This is a genomic window from Celeribacter litoreus (genome assembly GCF_020165855.1).
GTDB lineage: Bacteria > Pseudomonadota > Alphaproteobacteria > Rhodobacterales > Rhodobacteraceae > Celeribacter > Celeribacter litoreus.
In genome coordinates, this window is record NZ_JAIUFY010000015.1 from 152275 (window position 1) to 169929 (window position 17655).

Genomic DNA, 17655 nt, shown 5'->3' on the forward strand with positions numbered 1-17655 from the left:
GCTTTTCGTATTAGTCTTTTTTGCCGAAGAGCACGGCCTGCTCTTCCTTCGCCATCGGACCGGTCCGGCGCTTTTCCGCGGCGAGTGCACGGCCGCGCTGCACAGCGGGACGGGCACCGACCGCTGCGAGCCAGCGTTTCAGATTGGGTTTGTCGTCGAGCGTCTGTTCCTGCTTTTCCCAAGACGACGCCCAGGGCCAGATCGCCATATCCGCAATGGAAAAGAAATCGCCCGCGACGAATTCGTTCTCGGAGAGCTGTTTGTCGAGCACGCGGTAGAGGCGGCCCGTTTCGTTGCGGTAGCGGTCCTGCGCATAGGGGAGCACCTGCGGCGGGTCCATCGTCGGGGCATAGGACAGGAAATGGTGCGCCTGTCCGGCCATCGGGCCGACTCCACCCATCTGCCACATCAGCCACTGATCGACAATGATGCGGTCACGCTCCGTCTCGCCGTAGAATTTGCCGGTCTTGCGCGCGAGGTATTGCAGGATCGCGCCGGATTCAAAGATTGAAATCGGCGCGCCGTCAGGCCCCTCGGGATCCACAATGGCTGGCATCCGGTTGTTTGGGGCGATCTTGAGAGAGTCGGGGTCATATTGTTCCCCTGCACCGATATTCACGAGATTGACCTCATACGGCAGCTCCATTTCTTCAAGCGCGATGGAGATTTTCCAGCCGTTCGGCGTGGGCCAGTAATAGAGAGAAATGGGTGCGTCGCTCATCGAATATCGCCTCTTCCTGTGGAACCGTGAACCGTTTGGAAAAAGAATGCGGTTTTCGGGAGTGATAACAAGGGCAAGCCGCGCACATCCCCGTTTCGTGAATGGGGAGCGCTGTCTCATGCATATCCTTGAATTCGACGTGGAGGCGACAGCACGGCATTGACAGTGCCGGATTCGGTTTGTAGCCAAGCGGGCGTGGCGATTTGTCTCCGGATTGCGGGCCACGATATAAATATGCCGCTAAAGAGGTCAGGACGAGACGCAGGGTCATTGGACCCGCCCCAGCGCCCCGGCTCTTGATCGAGACGGGGTTTTTTGTTGGCGAAAGGGCTGATCAGATGAGCAAAGATAACTGGAAAGCACAAACCAAACTGATCCACCACGGCACACGTCGCAGCCAGTATGGCGAAGTGTCCGAAGCGTTGTTCCTCACGCAGGGGTTTGTCTATGAAACGGCGGAAGACGCAGAGGCGCGTTTCGTCAATCAGGGCGATGACGAGTTCATCTATGCCCGCTACGGCAACCCGACGACCCGCATGTTCGAAGACCGCATGGCCGAGATCGAGGGCTATGAGGACGCGTTTGCGACGGCCTCCGGTATGGCCGCTGTGTCCGGCGCGCTGCTCTCACTGTTGAAGGCGGGTGATCACCTCGTGTCGTCCCGAGCACTCTTTGGCTCCTGTAACTACATCGTGGCCGAAGTGCTGCCAAAGTTCGGTGTCGAGACCACGATGATCGACGGGCGCGACCTGAACGCGTGGAAGGAAGCGATCCGCCCGGATACCAAAGCTGTGTTCCTCGAGAGCATCTCGAACCCGACGCTTGAAGTGATCGACCTGAAAGCCGTCGTTGAGATGGCCCACGCCGTCGGCGCGCTCGTGATCGTGGACAACGCAATGTGCACGCCGATCTTCTCCTACGCCAAAGAGTGCGGTGTTGATCTCTCGGTCTACTCGACCACGAAACACGTTGACGGGCAGGGGCGTTGCCTCGGCGGTATCATCTGTGGCTCCAAAGAGCTCATCCGCGGCCCGATCGAGATGTATATCAAGCACACCGGCGGCGCGATTTCTCCGTTCAACGCGTGGGTTCAGCTCAAATCCCTCGAAACGCTCGATCTGCGCGTGCGACAACAGGCGCGCACCGCGATGGCGCTGTGTGAGGCGCTTGACGGGCACCCTGCGCTCGCTTCCGTGCGCTACCCGTCTTACAAATCTCACCCGCAGCACGAACTTGCACTATCGCAATCCGAGGCGGCGGGCACCGTGATCACCATTGATCTGAAGGACGGCAAAGATGCGGCGTTCAAGTTCCTGAATGCTTTGGAGGTCTTCAGGATCTCCAACAACTTCGCCGATGCCAAGTCCATCGCGACCCACCCGTGCACCACTACGCACAAAAACGTGCCGGTTGAGAAGCGTCCGGAAGTCGGTCTTACCGATGGTCTCGTGCGTCTGTCGATGGGTCTTGAGGATCCGGCAGATATCATTGCGGACATCAAACAGGCGCTTGATCAGCTTTGATCCAAGCCGGAACGCGGGCCGTATCACTTGGGAAAAGGCGCGGTTAGGCCTATATTGAGTCCGAACAACGGGAGAGTGCGATGAACATGCACCCGAGTGATATGGAAAAGAATGACAGAGCTGCTGCCGAGGCGGCTCTGGCTACATTGCGCGCGTGGGCAGAGACGGCCACGCCAACCGAGGTGGCCGAGCTCGATCCGGCGATTGCGCGCCTGCTTCCCGAAGCGGACAGCTTTGCCAACTATCCTGCACTGCGCCGCGCCTATCCCGAGGACTTCGAGGTATCTCCGGAATACAAAGAAGGCCTGCCGGATCTGCAAAACGGACCGGAAAGCCTCATCAAAGGCGCGAAACGTCAGATTCAGCATGTCGGCATCTCGAATTTCCGTCTGCCGATCCGCTTTAAGACGCGCGACAATGGCGATCTCTCTCTCGAAACTTCTGTGACCGGCACGGTGTCTTTGGAGGCGGAGAAGAAGGGCATCAACATGTCTCGGATCATGCGCTCTTTCTATAAACACGCCGAGGCGAGCTTTTCGTTCGAGGTGATCGAAGCCGCTCTGCGCGACTATCAAAGCGATCTCGAAAGCTTCGATGCACGCATCCAGATGCGCTTTTCCTTCCCGGTGAAGCGTCAGTCGCTGCGTTCGGGCCTCGAGGGATATCAGTATTACGACATCGCGCTGGAGCTTGTGGATCAGGCGAGAGAGATGAAAGAGATCATGCATCTCGACTATGTCTATAGCTCGACGTGCCCGTGCTCTCTCGAACTGTCCGAACACGCGCGGCGCACCCGTCACCAACTGGCAACCCCGCACTCCCAGCGGTCTGTTGCGCGCATCTCCGTCGTGGTGGATCGCTCCGCAGACACATTGTGGTTCGAAGACCTGATCGATCTGTGCCGCGAGGCCGTGCCGACCGAGACGCAAGTTATGGTGAAACGCGAGGATGAGCAGGCGTTTGCGGAACTCAACGCGGCGAACCCGATCTTTGTCGAAGATGCCGCCCGCCTCTTTGCAGAAGGGCTGGAGCGTGATCCGCGTGTTGGCGATTTCCGCGTGATCGCGTCGCATCAGGAAAGCTTGCACTCCCACGACGCGGTGTCTGTCCTGACTGAAGGGTCTACCTTTGCGGCGCAAAGCTTTGATCCGAAGCTTTTTGCAACGCTTTTCCACGTCGGCTGATCGTATTGAAAAGGTGCGCTTGACTTGATGTGCTCACGCAGCCAAGCCTTGGCGCCATGACAGACTTTCGCCCAATCGGATATGTGATCGGTGTTCTTGTCGCCTTTCTCGGGATGACAATGATCATCCCGTTGGGCATCGATCTGCTTTACGGCACTGACGAGTGGCACGTCTTTTTTGAGGCGGGCATCTTTACCTTCATGTTCGGTGCCGCTCTCGCACTCGCGACGCAGAACGCGCACCAAAAAGGTCTGTCGATCCAGCAGATGTTCATCCTGACATCCGTGATCTGGCTCGTGCTGCCGATGTTCGGCGGCATCCCCTTTATCCTCGGCGCTACCGAAGCCTCTGTAACGGATGCCTTTTTCGAGGCTATGTCCGGGATGACCACGACAGGCTCCACGGTGTTCTCCGGTCTCGATGATTTGCCGGAGGGTTTGCTGCTCTGGCGCTCAATGTTGCAGTGGTTTGGCGGGGTCGGGATCATTGTTGTGGCGATGGTGTTCTTGCCGGAACTCAAGATCGGCGGGATGCAGGTGTTCCGCTCCGAGGCGTTCGATACGGATGGCAAAGTCCTCCCGCGCGCAGCCGAGATCGCCTCGCGGATTTCCGTGATCTATGTGGCGCTGACTGTGCTGTGTTTTCTCGCCTATCTCCTTGTAGGGATGGGCGTATTCGATGCGATCAACCACGCGCTCACGACGCTTTCGACGGGCGGCTTCTCGACGCGCGATGCGTCCTTCGGCGCATTTCAAGGGCCGGCGGAGTATGTGTCCGCCTTCTTTATGATCCTCGCCAGCCTGCCTTTCGTGCGCTACGTCCAGCTCTTGGCGGGGACGGCCAAGCCGTTCTGGCGCGATACGCAAATTCACGCCTATCTCGGGATCATCTTTGCGCTGACCATCGCATTCGCGATTTACCGCCTCATCGTGAATGACGACCATTTTGAACACTCCTTCCGCGAAGGGCTGTTCAACGTCACGTCCATCATCTCCGGCACAGGCTACGCCTCCGTCGATTATCAGCTCTGGGGCGCGTTTCCCGCGGTTGCCTTCTTCTTCATCGGCTTGATCGGCGGCTGCGCGGGGTCGACGGCCTGCTCGGTGAAGGTGTTCCGCTACCAGCTCCTCTGGGCCTCCATGCGGGCACAGATCCGCAAAATCCACAGCCCCCATGGTGTCTTTACGCCCCGCTATCAGGGGCGCCCTGTGACAGAGGATGTTCTCTCCTCCGTGATGGCCTTCTTCTCGCTCTTCATTGTGAGCCTCGGCGTCACCTCTGTGCTGCTCGCGGCCACGGGTCTTGATGTGGTGACGGCGATTTCGGGGGCTGCCACGGCTCTCGCCTGTGTGGGGCCAGGGCTTGGCGATATTATTGGCCCCGCTGGCAATTTCGAGACCATTAACGATCCGGCCAAATGGATTCTGGCGATTGCGATGCTGGTCGGGCGACTTGAGGTCATGTCCGTTTTCGCGCTGTTCACGATCCGGTTCTGGCGCGGCTAAGGCGCACAAAAAAGCCCCGCCGAAAGGCAGGGCTTTGATCTTATAAAGATGACGATCTCAGAGCGCGATCTCAGTTCCAGCAGTTCACGAGAACAGCGAGGTCGCGGCCAACGGAGACAAGCTCCTCGTCGGACATTTCGGACATGCCTTCGGTCGCGGTCATGACGATGCCATTCGCAGAGAGGAATTCCGCAATCTTCTCCATGTCGTAGGCAAAGGCCACATCTTCTGGCAGGGTGCGTGCGGTGTCGTCAGCCTGTGCAAGCATTCCGATCACAGAGCCTGCCCCGTTGAGGAGAGGACCGCCAGCTTCGCCCGGCAGCACCGTCATTGCGAGACGCAGCACATCCTGCTCGCCTGCGAGGCCCTCATGCTCTGCCATCAGCCCGTAGTTGAGTGTCGGTGCGCCGAGGCGGCCCTCGTAGGCGTAGCCAGCGACGGCGATTTCGGACTGAAGACGCGGCAGGGCGCTGTCGAATTTAGCGTAGGCCATCGGGGCCAACGACGCAGAGGGGGTCAGGAGGGCCATGCCGCCGTCAGCCATCGTGACAGTCGCCTCTACACCGTCATCCAGCGTGATCTTCTCACAGCTATCGACCAGCGACGCATCCGTCAGAACGGAGCCTTTCGCATCGACATAGAAACCTGTGCCAGCCTTTTCCGGACGGCGGATTTCAAGGCCGGCCATCAGGTCGATGTCCTGTGCGGCGCCGTTCCCATAGGCATCCGGCAGGACACCATCCGTCGGTGTGAAAGAGGCTTTCATCGCGTTGAGCGCGATCTGGTGCCGCTTTTCGTCACCTGTTGGCCAGATGAGTGTCCAGCCTTTGACTGCGCCGTTCACCAGACGTGCTTCGGTGTGGGAGGTGAACTCCGCGTTGGTGCCGGTCAGCGAAAAGCTATCGCTGTTACGACCACGCGGGCCGTTCATGGGCACGATTTCGAGCGTCTGCATGATTTCGTAGAGTCCGCCGAGCGTCGCGGCGTCTCCGGTTTGGGAAATCAGCATCACTTGAACGCCAGATCCGTCCTTCGCCGCGTATTTCGCGAATGGAGGGTTGTAGGCGTCAAACGCAATCATACCCATCGGCAAAGTGATGTCGATGCCCGCCGTCTCGTCGGAAATCGGGCTGAGAGAGAGGCTTTCCATCACGGAATTGTAGGCCGCGAGGAGTTCACCGCGTTGACGCGTTGTCAGAACGCCCGTCGGCTCATAGCCATTCGCGGTTTGCCAATCCGACATGGAGCGGCGCGTTCCGGGGCCGAATGCGCCGTCGATGGCGGATGTGTAGAACCCTTCGAATTGCAACGCGACCTGAAGCGCCTCTCGCGCTGGGCGATCAAGCTCACGCTCGGACCGACGTGCTTCTGCCGGAGTTTCGTCAGGAACGATGATGGCCTCTTGGACAACTTCTTCAACAGGTGCGGTTGTGGCAACGCTCGGCGTTTCCGGCGCAGGAGTGACAAGTGTTCCGATGTTCGCGCCAACAGGCCAATAGGCGTCACCAAAACGTTCGCCATCTGTGAGGTAGGCGTCACCCGGGATCAATTGTTGGATGCGCAACTGCTGACGGGCGGCCTCGGCTTCTACTTCGGTCGCGTAGGGGCCAACCGCGATGGCGTGCCAACGACCTGGGAGCTCAAAGCCGACAACATTCGGGAGTTCGGTCGCATAGCGACGCGCGGCCTCGGTTGCCGCTGTCAGGCTCGGTTGGGCTTCAATTTGAATCCACTGTTCTGCGTGCAGTGCGGTCGACAGAAGAAGCGAGGCACTCAGACCCAGCGTGGCGACGTGAAAAGACCTTTTCATGTATACCCTTTAAATTATTCGGCACACCTCAACATATGGTGGCCCATTGTTCGTTTCTAAAAAGCAAACAATACAGATTTGAGGATCAGGTCAATATTTGCGCAGGATCGACGTCAGGGTTTCGCAGCGGTGCCGCATTTCTGTCGCAGGCGCCCTGTTGTGATTGACGCTCCCGTCGGGCTTGGATAGGGATAGCCCCGCAATTCACGCCCCCATTCGAAGGCCCGTCATGTCCGAGATCGTCGACAAACCGCGCTCCTTTCAGGAGATCATCCTTCGCCTGATGACCTATTGGGCCTCAAAAGGCTGCGCTGTCCTTCAACCCTATGACATGGAAGTGGGGGCCGGGACCTTTCACCCTGCCACGACCCTGCGTTCTTTGGGCTCGACCCCGTGGGCCGCAGCCTATGTGCAGCCGTCGCGCCGTCCGACGGACGGGCGCTATGGGGAAAACCCGAACCGTCTTCAGCACTATTATCAGTATCAAGTGCTCATCAAACCGTCGCCGCCGGATCTTCAGGAGCTCTATCTTGGCTCGCTCAAAGCCATCGGGATCGACACCGATCTGCACGACATCCGTTTCGTCGAAGACGACTGGGAGAGCCCGACGCTCGGCGCATGGGGTCTCGGTTGGGAGGTTTGGTGCGACGGGATGGAAGTCAGCCAGTTCACCTACTTCCAGCAGGTCGGCGGTCATGACTGTAAACCGGTCTCCGGCGAGCTGACCTACGGTCTCGAACGTCTGGCCATGTATGTGCTCGGCATTGACCACGTGATGGACATGCCGTTCAACGATCCGGATGCGCCGATCGCGCTCACCTACGGGGACGTGTTCAAGCAGACCGAAGAAGAATATTCGCGCCATAACTTCGATGCGGCCAACACTGAAAAGCTGCTGACCGAGTTCGAACGCGCCGAGGCAGAGTGTCATGCGCTTCTGTCCGAACCAGCGGACGATCCGAAAACCGGCAAGCGCATCATCATGGCGCACCCGGCCTATGACCAGTGCATCAAGGCCAGCCACCTGTTCAACCTGCTCGACGCGCGCGGTGTGATCTCCGTGACCGAGCGACAGGCCTACATCGGTCGCGTGCGCGCGCTCGCGAAAGCCTGCGCGGATGCGTTCGTTCAGACCGAAGCGGGCGGGTTCACCGCCGAGGCAGCCGAGTAATGAACGGCAAGCTGGTCGCAGGAGGGATCGTCGTGTTAGCCACCGTCTTCGGGATCGGGCTATATTACAGCACGGTCTATGCCCATTATGAGCCGCTGGACGCCTCTCTGGAGTCCTCGCGGATCACTGTGACCACGTTCGAAGGTCTCGAAGAAGACCTGTTGGCCGAAGCTCTCACCGGCATCGACGGCTCCAGCAGCCCGATCAAATACCGCGCCTGTTTTGAAACGCCGCTCTCTTTGGCAATGATGACCGAAACCTTCGTGCCCTATGACAAGCCCGCGCCGCTGATCGCGCCGAACTGGTTCGAATGTTTCGACGCCAAAGCGATTGGTGCCGATCTGGAGGCAGGCAAAGCCGTCGCCTTCATGGGCGCTGAGAATTTCACCTATGGCATTGACCGCGTGATCGCCGTTTATCCGGATGGCCGCGGGTATGCCTGGAACCAGATTAACTCTTGTGGCGAGGCCGTATTTGACGGCGATCCCGCCCCCGTGGGCTGTCCGCCCGCTCCTGAAGGAAACTGACCATGCCCGATTTGCTGATTGAGCTCTTCTCCGAAGAAATCCCGGCGCGCATGCAAAAACGCGCGTCCGAGGACCTGAAAAAACTCATCACCGACGGTTTGGTCGAGGCCGGTCTGACCTATGCCTCCGCAGGCGCCTTCGCGACCCCGCGCCGTCTGGCTCTGTCTGTCGAAGGACTGCTCGCAGAATCTCCGACCACGGTCGAAGAACGCAAAGGTCCCCGCGTCGATGCACCGGAAAAAGCGCTCGAAGGCTTCCTGCGTGGTGCTGGCGTGTCTAAAGACGACCTCGAAATCCGCGACGAGAAAAAAGGTCAGGTCTACTTCGCAAAGATCACCAAGCCGGGCCGCCCCGCCGCAGAGATCATTTCCGAAGTGCTCGAAAAAAACGTCCGTAACTTCCCGTGGCCGAAATCCATGCGCTGGGGCTCCGGTAGCCTGAAATGGGTGCGTCCGCTGCACTCGATCCTCTGCATCCTCTCCGCTGAGGATGGTGTTGAGGTCGTTCCTGTCGATATCGACGGGATCACATCGGGCAACACCGCGTTCGGGCACCGCTTTATGTCGCCAGTGACATTCACCGTGAACTCGTTTGACGACTACGCGGCGAAGCTCAAAAAGAACTACGTCGTCCTCGATCCCGCCGAACGCGCGGATCACATCTGGCATGACGCGACGAACCAAGCGTTTGCGCAGGGTCTCGAAGTCGTTGAGGACAAAGGTCTGTTGGCCGAGGTTGCAGGGCTTGTTGAGTGGCCGGTCGTTCTCATGGGCGATATCGGTGCCGACTTCCTCGAACTGCCGCCAGAGGTGCTCCAGACCTCCATGAAAGAGCACCAGAAGTTCTTCTCCGTGAAGAACCCGAAAACGGGCCGCATCGAGAAATTCGTCACCGTTGCCAACCGCGAAACTGCGGACCACGGCGCGACGATCCTCGCGGGGAACCAGAAAGTGCTCTCCGCACGTCTCTCGGACGCCAAGTTCTTCTGGGAAAACGACATTCGCACCGTTGAGCGCCATGGCCTCGAAGCTATGTCGGCTCCGCTCGCCAACGTGACCTTCCACAACAAGCTTGGCTCGCAAGGTGCGCGTATTTCCCGCATCGCAACGCTGGCTGCACAACTCGCGCCGGTCGTGGGTGCGGACGCGAAGGAGGCCACGCTCGCCGCGAAAGTGGCGAAAGCCGACCTTTCCTCCGAGATGGTTTATGAGTTCCCCGAGCTGCAAGGCATCATGGGCCGCTACTACGCCAAGAAAGCCGGTCTGTCCGATGCCGTCGCCGACGCTTGCCGCGATCACTACTCGCCGCTCGGTCCGAGCGACGATGTGCCGACCGAAGCGGTCTCTGTTTCCGTCGCTCTGGCGGACAAACTCGACACGCTCACCGGTTTCTGGGCCATCGACGAAAAACCGACGGGCTCCAAAGACCCGTTTGCCCTTCGCCGTGCCGCGCTCGGTGTGATCCGTCTCCTGATCACCAACGACGTGCGCGTGTCTCTGAGCCGTTTCTTCGACACCCAACTCCTCGCGCACAAGATTGCTGTCGCGGATGAGAACGATGGTGTGATCGATACGTTGAAAGAAATCCTCGACGAGATTGCAGAGCATGGTGTGTTCGGGGCCGCGCTTGAGGCCATTTCCGACAAGCTCGACGAGAACTCCGTCGACGCCGTGAATGCAGCAGCAGGCGATCTGCCGAGCGCGTCTGCGGACTTGCTTTCGTTCTTCCACGACCGTCTGAAGGTCTTCCTCCGTGATCAGGGTGTCCGCCACGACGTGATCGACGCCTGCCTCGCAATGCCGTCGTCCGATGACATCACGCTACTGGTCAAGCGTGCGACTGCGCTTCAGGCGATGCTTGATACCGAAGACGGCACCAACCTCATCCAAGGCTTCAAACGCGCGAACAACATCCTCACGCAGGCTGAGGAAAAGGACGGCGTTGAATACAGCTTCGGTGCGGATATCAAGTTTGCAGAAACCGAAGAAGAGAAAGCTCTCTTTGCAGCACTCGACGCAGCAGAGGCGAAGATTTCTCCGGCGATGGCAGACGAGAACTTCACCGACGCGATGGCTGCAATGGCCGAGATGCGCCCTGCAGTCGATGCGTTCTTTGAGGCCGTTCAGGTGAACGCAGACAACGATATCGTGCGTCGGAACCGCCTTAACCTCTTGGGCCGCATTCGGGACATTTGTCTGTCGGTCGCCGACCTGACGAAGATTGAAAGCTGATTGAGGGCCTGCCAGGTTGGCGGGCCCCGCTTCAATTTAGCGCGCGTTAAGGTTAACGGTTGCGCTCTCATAGGGCAGGGAAGTAATCTGCACCAAAGGGAGTGCCGCAGTGCAGCAAGAGAGCGATATCCTCGGGTTTACCCGAATCCGGCGCGTGGCGCCAATTGCCGTAGAGACCCATGGCGGGCGGGCAAAATGTTTGCAGCGCTTGATCCGTCTTGATCTGCCGGTACCTGAAACCGTTGCTCTCTCCTTTGATGCTGTTCACAGGCTCGCCGAGGGGCAGTCTTTTGATATGAAGTCTCTCCTGCGCGTTTTCCCTGATGGGACGCTCCTATCCGTGCGCCCGTCCTCGGAGGATCCCGATTGGGGCGGCCCCGGCGCCGTGCTCAATATCGGGATGAACGATCAGCGGCATGCAGAGCTGACCAATACCCACGGGCCTGATACGGCAGACAAACTCTATCTGCGCTTTGTCCAAACCTATGCGGTGCATGTCGAGCGCCTCGATCCCGAACTTTTCGAATTTGATGCCGATGTGCCGGCCGCACAGGCGCTGAAATCCGCGCTTGATGCGCATGAGGACGAGACCGGAGAGCCCTTCCCGCAAGAGGCGCATGTGCAACTCGGTCAGGTGCTACGCTCCATGGCGCGGGCTTGGGAGGGGACGACGGCAAGATTGCTGCGGCAGGCCAAGGGCGCCCCTGCAGATGCTGGCCTAGGTTTGATCGTTCAAGCGATGTCTCTCGGCCTCGGGCCGGGGGAAAGCGGAGCTGGTGTCATGCAGCTCATTGACGCCGGAACGGGTGAGCCGACAATCAAGGGGCGCTATCTGCGCCAGTCACAAGGCCGCGCTGCACTCGACATGTCTTCCAAGGCGATGTTCCTGACGAAAGATCCGCGCGGTCTGTCCCTTGAAGACGAGCAGCCGGAGCTTTTTGCGAAGGTCCTCGAAATGACCCGCCTGTGTCGTGCGCGCCTACGTGAGGAGATGCAGGTCGAGTTCACAGTCGCCAATGGCAAACTTTCGATCCTCGACGCCGTTCGTGTGCCTCGATCGACACGTGCGGGACTTCGTGCTGCCGTGCAATTGGCCGAAGAGGGTGTCATCTCGCGCGAAGAAGCGATCTGTCGCGTGCCTGCACGTGCGCTGACCGAGCTTTTGCACCAGCAGGTCGACCCGTCCGCGAAGCGCCAGGTCATCGCCAAAGGGATCGCCGCCTCGCCGGGCGGTGCGGTTGGTCGCATCGTCTTTAGCTCCTCTGTCGCGCAAACCTATGAAGCGCGCGGCGAGCCCTGCATTCTTGTGCGTCGCGAGACCACGCCGGAAGATATTCGCGGCATGCATTCCTCGGTCGGGATTTTGACCGAACGAGGTGGTGTGACGTCGCACGCAGCCGTGATCGCCCGCGGGATGGGGGTGCCATGTGTTGTGGGCGCATCCATCCGCATCGACTCGCGCGCCAAACGTTTGAGCCTGCCGGATGGGCGTCGGCTCTCGGAGGGCGAACTCCTGACCCTGGACGGGTCCAACGGTGAGGCGCTCCTCGGTGAGGTCAAACTGATGCCGCCTGTGAAGGATCACTGGTATCTGCAGTTGATGGAGTGGGCTGACGCAATTCGCGACATCGGTGTGCGCGCGAATGCCGACACGCCTGCGGATGCAGCGCTCGCTCGGAACTTCAAAGCGCAAGGCATCGGCCTTTGCCGGACAGAGCATATGTTCTTCGAAGGTGATCGTCTGACCGTGATGCGTGAAATGATCTTCGCCTCTCAGCACGAAGACCGCGCAGAGGCGCTCGCGCGTCTATTGCCGATGCAGCGCTCCGACTTTATCGAACTGTTCCGCATCATGGAGGGCCTGCCGGTCTGCATCCGTCTGCTTGACCCGCCCCTTCACGAATTCCTGCCCGCGCACCGCGAAGGGGTGAAGGAACTCGCGGAGGCGCTCGACTTGCCGCTGTCTGATGTGACGCGGCGGATTGACTGGCTGTCCGAATACAACCCGATGCTTGGGATGCGTGGCGTGCGGCTCGGGATTACATTCCCGGAAATCTACGAGATGCAGGCCCGCGCCATTTTCGAGGCCACGATTGAGGCGTCGAAACTTGGGGATGCTGTTGTGCCTGAGGTGATGATCCCGCTGGTGTCTGCGCAGCGCGAGGTCGAGCTCGTGAAAACGCGCATCGACGCCGTTGCTGCGGCTGTGCGGAACGAGACGGGGAAAGATTTCACCTACCGCCTCGGCGTCATGGTCGAAACGCCGCGCGCGGCCTTGCGCGCGGGAGATATTGCGAACAATGCGGCTTTCCTGTCGTTCGGCACAAACGACCTGACCCAAATGGCCTACGGTCTGTCCCGAGATGATGCCGGGCGCTTCATGGGGGCCTACGTTCAGCAAGGCGTCTATCCGGAAGATCCGTTCCATATGCTCGACTTCGAGGGGGTCGGTGAGTTGCTCCAAATCGGCGCGGAACGGGGTCGCAAAACACGCCCCGATCTCACTGTGGCAGTCTGCGGTGAGCATGGCGGCAACCCCGAATCAATCGCGTTCTGTCGGGCCGCGGGATTCGATTATGTGTCCTGTTCGCCCTTCCGGGTGCCCGTTGCGCGCCTCGCGGCTGCGCAACTTGTTGCTGCAGATGCAAAATAATCACAGAAATATGACAAGCTGCTGAAATTAAAGGCGGCTTGTGGCTTATGTGTGGGTTTGACTGAGCGTTATTTCGCTCTTCTCTTGACGTGTCGTAAACCGCTCGGAACGCCCAAGGGTGGACGCTTTGGGCATTTTGTCCTATCTCCCCGCTCGAAATACCGCCCGTGAGGCCCCTGCGCATAGGGGCGCAATGGAAGGAAATAGAGAATGACACCCTTTAACCGGCTCGAGGCTTTTGCCCTTGCGGCTTCGTTGTGCGTTTCTGCTGTCGCAGGCCCGTCGCACGCTGAAGTGACGCTGAGCCACTCGAACGATCCGTCTCAGGCGCTCGGTCTTGAACTGAACGCGCTTCTGAAACAGGAACGCAGCGGGATGGAGAACGGTTCCGAGGCGATCGAACGCCTTCTACAAAGCTTCGCTCCGAAACCGACGGTTCCGACGATCTCCTACACCAAAGCCTTCCTCGCTGATCTCCCGGTTGCAGAAGGTGATGAGCAGTGGGCATGCCTGTCCGAGGCGCTCTACTTCGAGGCCCGTGGCGAGAGCGTCAAAGGCCAGTTTGCTGTTGCCGAAGTGATCCTCAACCGTGTGAGCTCTTCCCGCTTTCCGAACACCATTTGCGGTGTCGTCAATCAGGGCACCGGCAAGAAATACCAGTGCCAGTTCACCTATACCTGTGACGGCCACGCTGAGGTGATCCGCGAGCCCTCCGCCTATGAGCAGGTCGGCAAGGTGGCAAAGCTGATGATCGACGGAGCGCCGCGCACTCTGACGCAAGGCGCAACGCACTACCACACGAACGCTGTGAATCCGCGTTGGGCGCGCCAATTTGCGCGCACGGCTCAGATCGGTGTGCACAAGTTCTATCGGATGCCGCAGGCCTGATCGCACCTCTGATCACGAGATTGTTGCAAACCCTGCTGCGGAAACGGCAGGGTTTTGCCGTTCTTGAGGGGCGCCTGCGTTCATCCCAAATTGGTCTTGGCCCCGATGCGTCAAGAGGCTAGCAATGGCCAACCAATTCTAGTGAGGGACGATATGTCGGAAATCCGCCAAGCATTCGAGCATCCGGAAGAGCGCGCCGCGGCAACAGCGGACGCGATGCCGTTGGACCGCATCTCCCTCCGCGATCATATCGTTGAGGTGGAAATCGGCGCATTTCAGGCGGAGCGCGGAGTGCGACAGCGCGTGTCGTTCAATATCGTTGTTGAACTGACCCCGCTCACCGGCCCGATTGACGACGATGTGGACCGGATCCTGTCCTATGATCGCCTGACCGAAGCCATTCAAATCGAGCTGGCGGCAGAGCGCCTCAACCTGCTCGAAACGCTCGCGGAGCGTATCGCGGAGCGTATTCTGTCCGAGCCGCGGGCCTTCCGCGTGTTTGTGCGCGTCGAAAAGCTGGACCGCGGCCCCGGTGCCTTGGGTGTCGAGATCGTGCGCAGCCTCGGTCAGGCCGGCGCGCAGGCGAAGGCCCTTGAGGCACCGGTTCCGCACCCGCTGATCGTGCACCTGACGCCAGCGGCGTTGGCCGCGCCGAACCTCTCGCAATGGATTGATGTGCTGGCCGACGATCCGCGCCCTGTGATCCTGACCGTGGGATTGCCGGAGGGCGAGTGGCCGAAGGCCGATCATCCGGCAGCGCAGCGTCGGATTGATCTCTTGGCGATTGAACAGAACGCATGGTGCCTCGCCGCTCGCGACGCACGCTGCGTGGTCCGCGCGACGCGCACGGAACTAGACTGGGCAATGAAGCAGGGGCAAATCTCGCTCTGGGCGCCGTCAAAGCTCGTCCTCGATGCAGTGCACGGCCCGAACGATGACGTTGCCGATATGGTTGCGTGGTTGGGAAAGGAATTGTCCGCAACAGAGGTGCTGAGCCTTGGTGAAGCCGGGATCGAAGGCGCGAAGGTGCTCGATCTGTCTGGACCAGTGACGCTCGGGTAATCCATGTCTGAGAAACTCTATTTCCGTCCCATCCCGTGTTCTGATCCGGCGCGACCTGAGACCGCGTTGTCTCTCGCAGGTGGCTGGCTGTGGTTTGACAGCGTCGAAGTGCTCTCTCGAGACGACGCTCCGCGCATCATCCCTGTATCTGAGGTGCCTGCGGAGGTCCTCACGCGACTGACGGCCCCGCGTGGTATCGTCGCCGGACTGGATATGGCGCGCCCCAATCTAATGGGCATCCTGAATACAACGCCGGATAGCTTTTCCGACGGTGGACAGTTCGAGCGACCGGAGGCGGCGCTGGAACATGCGCTTGGCATGGTGGCCGATGGCGCGGATATCATTGACGTTGGCGGCGAAAGCACACGTCCCGGGGCGGCTTATGTGATCGAAGATGAGGAAATCCGGCGGACGGCCCCCGTGATCGCGGCGATCCGTAATGGTTCTTCCGTCCCGATCTCGATTGATACGCGCAAGGCCCGCGTTGCGGATCAGGCTGTCGCCGCCGGTGCCACGCTCATCAACGATGTCTATGCGTTCACCCATGATCCGAAACTCGTCGCGGTGGCGAAGGAAACCTGTGCGCGTGTGTGTCTGATGCATGCGCAGGGTGATCCGGAAGTGATGCAGGAAAATCCGAATTACGAGAATGTCCTGCTCGACGTGTATGACTTCCTCGAAGAGCGCGTCGCCTTTGCCGTGGCGCAGGGAATTGCGCGGGAGAAGATCATCGTCGATCCGGGTATCGGCTTCGGGAAAACCGTTGCGCACAATCTTTCGCTGCTTGAGCGCCTATCGCTGTTCCACGCGCTCGGTTGTCCCGTGCTGCTCGGGGCGTCGCGCAAAAGGTTCATTGGAACAATCGGGCAAGTCCCCGATGCGCAGGACCGCGCGCCCGGGTCTATTGCAGTCGCACTTGGCGGCATCGCGCAGGGAATGCAGATCACCCGTGTGCACGACATAAAAGAAACACGACAAGCGCTTGCGCTTTGGCAGGCGGTTCATGGTGAGGAGAGCAGTTATGACGCGTAAATTCTTTGGAACGGACGGCGTGCGCGGGCGCGCGAACACCTATCCAATGACTGCGGAAATGGCGCTCAAACTCGGAGCCGCCGCCGGTCGCTATTTCCGCCGCAAGGATGGCGGGACTGAGCACCGCGTCGTGATCGGCAAGGACACGCGCTTGTCAGGCTACATGTTCGAAACCGCCATGACGGCTGGCTTCACCTCCACGGGGATGAATGTATTCCTTCTCGGCCCTGTGCCGACCCCTGCAGTTGGGATGCTCACGACCTCAATGCGCGCGGATGTCGGCGTGATGATCTCTGCCTCGCACAATCCGGCAGAGGACAATGGGATCAAGTTTTTCGGGCCGGACGGGTTCAAGCTTTCAGATGAGGCCGAGGCCGAGATCGAGCGCTTGATGGAAGAGGGTGTCGAACCCGCGCAGGCGACGAAGATCGGTCGCGCAAAACGGATTGATGACGGGCGTTTCCGTTATAATGAGCGCGTGAAGTCTACACTGCCGCGCGGGATGAACCTACAGGGTCTCAAGGTCGTCATCGATTGCGCCAATGGCGCCGCCTACCGGACCGCGCCGGAGGTGCTTTGGGAACTGGGTGCAGAGGTCATTCAGGTCGGCACCGCCCCAAACGGCCGCAATATCAATGATCACTGCGGATCGACCTATGTCCAGACCGCCGCCGAGGCGGTTGTCGCCCATGGTGCGCATGTCGGGATTTGTCTCGACGGTGACGCGGACCGTGTGATGATCCTCGATGAAACGGGTGCCGTGGCGGACGGGGATCAGCTCATGGGGCTGATGGCAAAGTCCTGGGCCGATCAGGGTCGTCTGGCCGGCGGCGCGCTGGTTGCGACGGTGATGTCCAATCTCGGCCTTGAGCGGTTTTTGGAGGCAGAAGGTCTGCGCCTCGAACGTACCACCGTCGGCGACCGATATGTTGTCGAGCGGATGCGTCAAGGCGGCTTCAATCTCGGCGGTGAGCAGTCCGGCCATATCGTGATGACCGATTATGCCACCACGGGCGATGGTCTGCTCGCGGGTCTGCAATTCCTAGCGGCTATGGTCGAGACGGGTAAGAAAGCGTCGGAGCTGACGAAGGTCTTCGAGCCCGTGCCACAGCTGTTGAAGAACGTGCGTTACGTGACTGGGCAGACCCCGCTTGAGGACGCTCGGGTCAAAGCGGCTATTTCGGCGGCGGAAGAGAAGCTGAATGGCAACGGGCGTTTGCTAATTCGTAAATCCGGGACGGAGCCGCTCATTCGCGTGATGGCGGAGAGTGTGTCCGAGGCCACGATGGTCGATGCGGTCGATAGCGTCGTGTCTGCGGTCGAGGAGGCGACTGCGTAAGCGCGGCGC

13 protein-coding genes and 1 riboswitch are annotated in these 17655 nt (G+C 59.8%); of the genes, 11 read left to right on the forward strand and 2 right to left on the reverse strand.

The window, feature by feature from the left end; all coding sequences use genetic code 11:
• Positions 1-10 precede the first annotated feature (10 nt).
• Positions 11-721: a glutathione S-transferase N-terminal domain-containing protein gene (locus LA304_RS17055; RefSeq protein WP_224504386.1), complete on the reverse strand. Its 711-nt coding sequence runs from the start codon at positions 719-721 to the stop codon at positions 11-13.
• A 185-nt stretch (positions 722-906) separates the two neighbouring features.
• Positions 907-986, forward strand: a riboswitch (SAM riboswitch).
• Positions 987-1059: 73 nt separating this feature from the next.
• Between LA304_RS17055 and metZ the strand changes: the two genes are divergently transcribed.
• The 3 genes from metZ (at position 1060) to LA304_RS17070 (ending at position 4933) form a co-directional block, all read left to right on the forward strand.
• Positions 1060-2244 (forward strand): O-succinylhomoserine sulfhydrylase, encoded by a 1185-nt coding sequence (metZ, locus tag LA304_RS17060; protein WP_224504387.1) that lies wholly within the window; start codon positions 1060-1062, stop codon positions 2242-2244.
• A gap of 80 nt (positions 2245-2324) precedes the next feature.
• Positions 2325-3428, forward strand: coding sequence for a GTP cyclohydrolase FolE2 (gene folE2 / locus LA304_RS17065; protein ID WP_224504388.1), 1104 nt, complete (start codon positions 2325-2327; stop codon positions 3426-3428).
• A 56-nt stretch (positions 3429-3484) separates the two neighbouring features.
• Positions 3485-4933 (forward strand): TrkH family potassium uptake protein, encoded by a 1449-nt coding sequence (locus LA304_RS17070; RefSeq protein ID WP_224504389.1) that lies wholly within the window; start codon positions 3485-3487, stop codon positions 4931-4933.
• Between the two features lie 70 nt (positions 4934-5003).
• Here LA304_RS17070 and LA304_RS17075 read toward each other — a convergent pair whose 3' ends face one another.
• Entirely contained in the window at positions 5004-6743 is a 1740-nt protein-coding gene (locus LA304_RS17075) for a trypsin-like peptidase domain-containing protein (protein ID WP_224504390.1), read from the reverse strand.
• 229 nt (positions 6744-6972) lie between these two features.
• Between LA304_RS17075 and LA304_RS17080 the strand changes: the two genes are divergently transcribed.
• The 8 genes from LA304_RS17080 (at position 6973) to glmM (ending at position 17646) form a co-directional block, all read left to right on the forward strand.
• Positions 6973-7914, forward strand: a complete 942-nt coding sequence (locus LA304_RS17080; protein WP_224504391.1) for a glycine--tRNA ligase subunit alpha — start codon at positions 6973-6975, stop codon at positions 7912-7914.
• Positions 7914-8441: a DUF6446 family protein gene (locus LA304_RS17085; RefSeq protein WP_224504392.1), complete on the forward strand. Its 528-nt coding sequence runs from the start codon at positions 7914-7916 to the stop codon at positions 8439-8441. The genes LA304_RS17080 and LA304_RS17085 overlap by 1 nt, the downstream gene beginning before the upstream one ends.
• A 2-nt stretch (positions 8442-8443) precedes the next feature.
• Positions 8444-10672: a glycine--tRNA ligase subunit beta gene (gene glyS, locus LA304_RS17090; RefSeq protein ID WP_224504393.1), complete on the forward strand. Its 2229-nt coding sequence runs from the start codon at positions 8444-8446 to the stop codon at positions 10670-10672.
• A 109-nt stretch (positions 10673-10781) separates the two neighbouring features.
• A complete protein-coding gene (locus LA304_RS17095) occupies positions 10782-13325 on the forward strand; it encodes a putative PEP-binding protein (RefSeq protein ID WP_224504394.1) in 2544 nt (847 codons plus the stop codon).
• 210 nt (positions 13326-13535) lie between these two features.
• Complete coding sequence (locus tag LA304_RS17100; RefSeq protein ID WP_224504395.1) at positions 13536-14213, forward strand: cell wall hydrolase; 678 nt, start codon at positions 13536-13538, stop codon at positions 14211-14213.
• Positions 14214-14366: 153 nt separating this feature from the next.
• Positions 14367-15275 carry a dihydroneopterin aldolase gene (locus LA304_RS17105; protein ID WP_224504396.1) on the forward strand — a complete coding sequence of 303 codons (909 nt, stop codon included), beginning with the start codon at positions 14367-14369 and terminating at the stop codon, positions 15273-15275.
• A 3-nt stretch (positions 15276-15278) separates the two neighbouring features.
• Positions 15279-16307, forward strand: a complete 1029-nt coding sequence (gene folP / locus LA304_RS17110; protein WP_224504397.1) for a dihydropteroate synthase — start codon at positions 15279-15281, stop codon at positions 16305-16307.
• Positions 16297-17646 (forward strand): phosphoglucosamine mutase, encoded by a 1350-nt coding sequence (gene glmM / locus LA304_RS17115; RefSeq protein WP_224504398.1) that lies wholly within the window; start codon positions 16297-16299, stop codon positions 17644-17646. Before folP ends, glmM begins: the two co-directional genes overlap by 11 nt.
• Positions 17647-17655 lie beyond the last annotated feature (9 nt).

Bases quoted from the DNA above. Each gene is read 5' to 3' on its own strand.
- glmM (WP_224504398.1), top strand. From the start codon at position 16,297: ATGACGCGTAAATTCTTTGGAACGGACGGCGTGCGCGGGCGCGCGAAC.
- folE2 (WP_224504388.1), top strand. From the start codon at position 2,325: ATGAACATGCACCCGAGTGATATGGAAAAGAATGACAGAGCTGCTGCC.
- LA304_RS17075 (WP_224504390.1), bottom strand. From the start codon at position 6,743: ATGAAAAGGTCTTTTCACGTCGCCACGCTGGGTCTGAGTGCCTCGCTT.
- LA304_RS17080 (WP_224504391.1), top strand. From the start codon at position 6,973: ATGTCCGAGATCGTCGACAAACCGCGCTCCTTTCAGGAGATCATCCTT.
- glyS (WP_224504393.1), top strand. From the start codon at position 8,444: ATGCCCGATTTGCTGATTGAGCTCTTCTCCGAAGAAATCCCGGCGCGC.
- LA304_RS17100 (WP_224504395.1), top strand. From the start codon at position 13,536: ATGACACCCTTTAACCGGCTCGAGGCTTTTGCCCTTGCGGCTTCGTTG.
- LA304_RS17085 (WP_224504392.1), top strand. From the start codon at position 7,914: ATGAACGGCAAGCTGGTCGCAGGAGGGATCGTCGTGTTAGCCACCGTC.
- LA304_RS17055 (WP_224504386.1), bottom strand. From the start codon at position 721: ATGAGCGACGCACCCATTTCTCTCTATTACTGGCCCACGCCGAACGGC.
- LA304_RS17105 (WP_224504396.1), top strand. From the start codon at position 14,367: ATGTCGGAAATCCGCCAAGCATTCGAGCATCCGGAAGAGCGCGCCGCG.
- metZ (WP_224504387.1), top strand. From the start codon at position 1,060: ATGAGCAAAGATAACTGGAAAGCACAAACCAAACTGATCCACCACGGC.
- folP (WP_224504397.1), top strand. From the start codon at position 15,279: ATGTCTGAGAAACTCTATTTCCGTCCCATCCCGTGTTCTGATCCGGCG.
- LA304_RS17070 (WP_224504389.1), top strand. From the start codon at position 3,485: ATGACAGACTTTCGCCCAATCGGATATGTGATCGGTGTTCTTGTCGCC.